Raw genomic sequence first — 3,666 nt, 5'->3', positions numbered from 1 at the left:
AGCCTTTGTTTTTTTCCCTCTCCAGACACTTCTGTTTTTCAGGAGCATCCAGATAATTATCGTCCGTCACCACTTTGCGTCCCGATTCCACTTCCAGCTTCTGGCGGGCCTCCCCGGCAATCCGTCCGCCCTTGATGGCAGCTGTTCGATTTTCATCGAAGCCTTGAGCATCTTTAGTGCGAGTGATTTCGGTGGTCGCAGCCTCACCCAGCATGGAAAAAATCAATTCCAGATCGGTCATATGATCGCGCAAATTTTCACGGTCGAGCTGTTTTAGATTCTTGTATTCAGCAGGCGTCAAACCGAAGGTTGCCCTGGAGATTTCAGCGGTCAGAATGGCATACTCCCGATTATCGCCAACTTCGCGATTTTGCCACTCACCGGTCAACTCTGCGCGCACTGCAATACCACGCATACGCTTTTCGATCCAGGCCTCCGAATAGCCTTTGGCGCGGTACAGTTCGCGTGTTCGGGCGGTGCCGAGTTCGGGATCTTCTATCTCCTGGACACGCTCGTAGCCGACTTTGGCCAGCCAGCGTTTGAAAGGCTCGGCCTTGGGGGATGGGATTGTCTGGATAATACGGAACATTGTCTCGGTGTTGGCACAATCAGTTGCGTAAAACTTGCCGTCCCCAGCCTGTAATTTCAGTTGTCCGATTTTTTCGGACAACTGCTCATAGCCTTCTAAAAGGAGTTTTCTCTTTAGATCATTCCAGTATTTGCGTGGTCTTTCATTGCCAGTTAGAACTTCGATCACATCAATAATGGAGAACCACCATTCGCCATTGTGAATTGTACGGCGTATTTCCTTGCCCTTGAAAATGGCCAGTTTTTCCGTCATGTCCTCATCCTCCCCTCCCGATAATGTTTGGTGCGGGACGCATTTGCGTCCCGCACGCTTGACGAGATTACAGCTTTTCGATGATCTCCACCCCGGCCGGAGCCTGGCCGACCATCACGTCGTAATCCTTGAACGATCGCGCCGGCCCTTCCGATCGTTCATTGCGCTGGATGTCGATCAGATCGAAGAGCTTGTGGGCGGGAGCGTTGCCGAGCTTGTCTTGGTGCTTGAAGACAAAGAGCTTTTGGCTGCTCATGACCCCCCTGGCGGCGGAGCGATCGTGCTCGAACATGTTGGACAGGGCGTTCCAGAGCAGCTCCAGGTCTTCGGCGGAAAAGCCGGTCTTCTCCGCCAGAGGAGCAGAGACAAATCCCTGCGCGACATAAAGCCCGTAAGGAACGACGTGCTTGCGCCCCATGGTTCGTTCTTTCTCCAGATCTTTTTCGTTGGTCACCGCCATACGGGTGATACTGACCTCCTGCGAAACGATCGGATCGACGCTCTTGGCAAAGGCCATCTGCACCGGCCCACGCACCTGGCCACAGTTGACCTCGGTGGTCATCACCGCACCGAAAGCACGGATATCATAAAAGTTGGCGCACATCCAGCCAGTGACTTTCTTCGCATCCTCTACCTTCTTCGGCAGCTTCTTGGCTTCGGACTTGAGTTCGCAGGCCTTGTAGGCCATCTCGTGGGTTTGATTGAGGACCGCCTTTTCCTGCACGTAGATATTGAACCCCTCGGACCCTTCTTTGGAGAGGGCGATATGGTTGCGGATCTTGCGCTTCAGACAGACGTCGGTCACCAGCCCGTGGCCGGTCTCGGGATCGACGCGCGGCATGTTGCCAGCATCGGGGTCACCGTTAGGGTTGCCGTTCTGGACATCAAACAACAGGGCGAATTCGTAGCGATTTGCGATTGTGGTCATTTTTTATCCCTCCTGAGTTCTTGTAGTGAAAAAGGCTTTACGTTGATGGAAATAGCCGATCATAAAAAGGCTCTGTTCTTCCGCTTTCTGGGTTGTAGGGTAGTCATTAAAACCGTCCTGAATGTCCAGCATCATTTTCTCGAAGTAGATGCCCCGCCCACGGGTTTCAGGGTCCTTTTTCAATTTTGAGGTATGGTGAGCAGATCCTTTTATCAACATGTGAAAAATTTTGCTGGGTGTGGACGCGGCAGACGACAAGTACTTGTCCTTGATTGTCGCTTTCGTTCCGGGAATCGCTTCTTCCTGCGCCTTTTCCATGGCCGCAAAAAACCGGCCCAGCAGATAGGGACGATCGGTCCTGTTCAAATCTAGAGACACGGGAACCTCCTCCATTTTGGTATTGCGCAGCAGATAGGCCTTGAGCAGTGCGGCGCGGAAATAAGTGACATTGTGCTCAGCACGGATGCGGTCGAGCACAACGGGCAACAGGTTCTGCGGATAGGGAGCGCCGGTCAGCATGGCGCGGGTCAGGCCGCCAGCCAGTACCGGCGAGATATTCTCCGACTTGCCGAGGGCCGCGGTCTGTACCAGCAGCCGCCACAAAGAAGGAAATTCCGGTTCGCTGTCGAACTGCCGCACGATGTTGAGTTCCCGGTAATGCCGACCGACCTTCTCCAGGAGCTCACCTAGGCTGGTTTCCTGCCAGAAGCGGATCGACAGGCGCGCGGCGTTGGGCGCCAGACCGAGGATGTAGAAGCTCACGTCCTCATTCAGTTCGGGCATGATATCGGTCGGCTTGCGCCCTTCGCGGATGGACTTCAGCAGACCGTGAATATCTTGGGTTGTTTTCTGGTCGTCCTGTTCCGCCGGATCTTCCGTCCCCTCCTGCGGCGGATCGAACAGATCGGCCAGAAACCCTTCGGCTGCGGTCGCCTTTTTTGCCCAGAACACATAGGTGGCGTCACCGATGATGATCTTCTGTCGCCGTTCGCTGGACAACAGCGCATTAAGCGCGGTGGTGTAGGCAAAGGACGAGGTTTCACCAACCGAGGCCTTGTCCTGCTGGTAGGAGACGAAGGCCGAGGCGTTGAACGAGACAATATAGCCGCCGGAGGTCTGCCCGCCCCGCACCCCTTTGATCGGGGTGTGAATACGCGCCAAAGGGACATCTTTCTCGCCGGTAATCAGGCATTGACCAGAAGGGGCATCAGAATCTTTCTGTCCGTAAGCCAGCCATTGTTGCTGAATCAACGGTCGGTCGTGGATGAACCCAGGCACGCCGTCAAGGCGAAAAACCAGATTAGCGCTGGCAATCTCCCCCCACGACTCTTGCAAGCGGGTCACAACCGCCTCGCTCTGTCCACAATCCCACTGCTGCAAAAAATTTCTGACCGCCAGAAAGCCACAGTCCTCGATATCCTTACCGACCTCCAACAACAATTCATTGAAGGCATCGAAGCGTTCGCGATTCTTCGTCGTCGCCCCCTCGGCATCGGCGCCAAATACGTAGGTTGCCTTATCCCAGAGGAAATTAGCCTTGGTCCCCGAAGTTCTGGTCACTGCCGCCGGCACCGGAATTTTGCGCGGTCTTTTGGCATTGCCACTTTCAACTCGCAAATCCTCGATTGCCCGCAAAGAACCGTCCTCGCCAAGGATCAAAGCAAAAGAGACATTTTCGATGCTGGTTCCATATGCCGGCATGGCTGCATCGGGATCGTTCAGCATCCGCTCGTAATAGCCGTTCAGTGCATGCAGCATCATGTGCGCACCTCCCCGGCCAGCGGCGACGGCGGCGAGATGATGCCGTTTTCCATCTGTGCCCGGAAAAAGAGCGGGGTCATGTCGTTAGCAAAGTCGATATCCAGCAACATGTAACCGAGATCCTTGTTCTGTCCGG

General features: G+C 54.7%; 3 protein-coding genes. All 3 read right to left on the bottom strand.

The genetic code is table 11. From position 1 onward, the window contains the following. A partial coding sequence (locus RQ738_RS13335) for a Bro-N domain-containing protein (protein ID WP_314165798.1) occupies window positions 1-841 on the bottom strand: 841 nt, incomplete at its 3' end. Between the two features lie 67 nt (window positions 842-908). Continuing rightward, window positions 909-1,769, bottom strand: coding sequence for a type I-C CRISPR-associated protein Cas7/Csd2 (cas7c, locus tag RQ738_RS13330; RefSeq protein ID WP_314165797.1), 861 nt, complete (start codon window positions 1,767-1,769; stop codon window positions 909-911). Window positions 1,770-1,772: 3 nt separating this feature from the next. Continuing rightward, on the bottom strand, window positions 1,773-3,530 hold the full coding sequence (cas8c, locus tag RQ738_RS13325; protein WP_314165795.1) for a type I-C CRISPR-associated protein Cas8c/Csd1: 1,758 nt from the start codon (window positions 3,528-3,530) through the stop codon (window positions 1,773-1,775). Window positions 3,531-3,666 lie beyond the last annotated feature (136 nt).

The organism is Sulfuriflexus sp. (assembly GCF_032250955.1).
Taxonomy (GTDB): Bacteria; Pseudomonadota; Gammaproteobacteria; order AKS1; family AKS1; genus Sulfuriflexus.
The sequence above is the reverse complement of the archived record's forward strand: the minus strand, read 5'-3'. Positions and strand labels throughout refer to the sequence as shown.

Excerpts from the sequence above, each read along its gene's own strand:
- cas7c (WP_314165797.1), bottom strand. The coding sequence starts at position 1,769 with ATGACCACAATCGCAAATCGCTACGAATTCGCCCTGTTGTTTGATGTC.
- cas8c (WP_314165795.1), bottom strand. The coding sequence starts at position 3,530 with ATGATGCTGCATGCACTGAACGGCTATTACGAGCGGATGCTGAACGAT.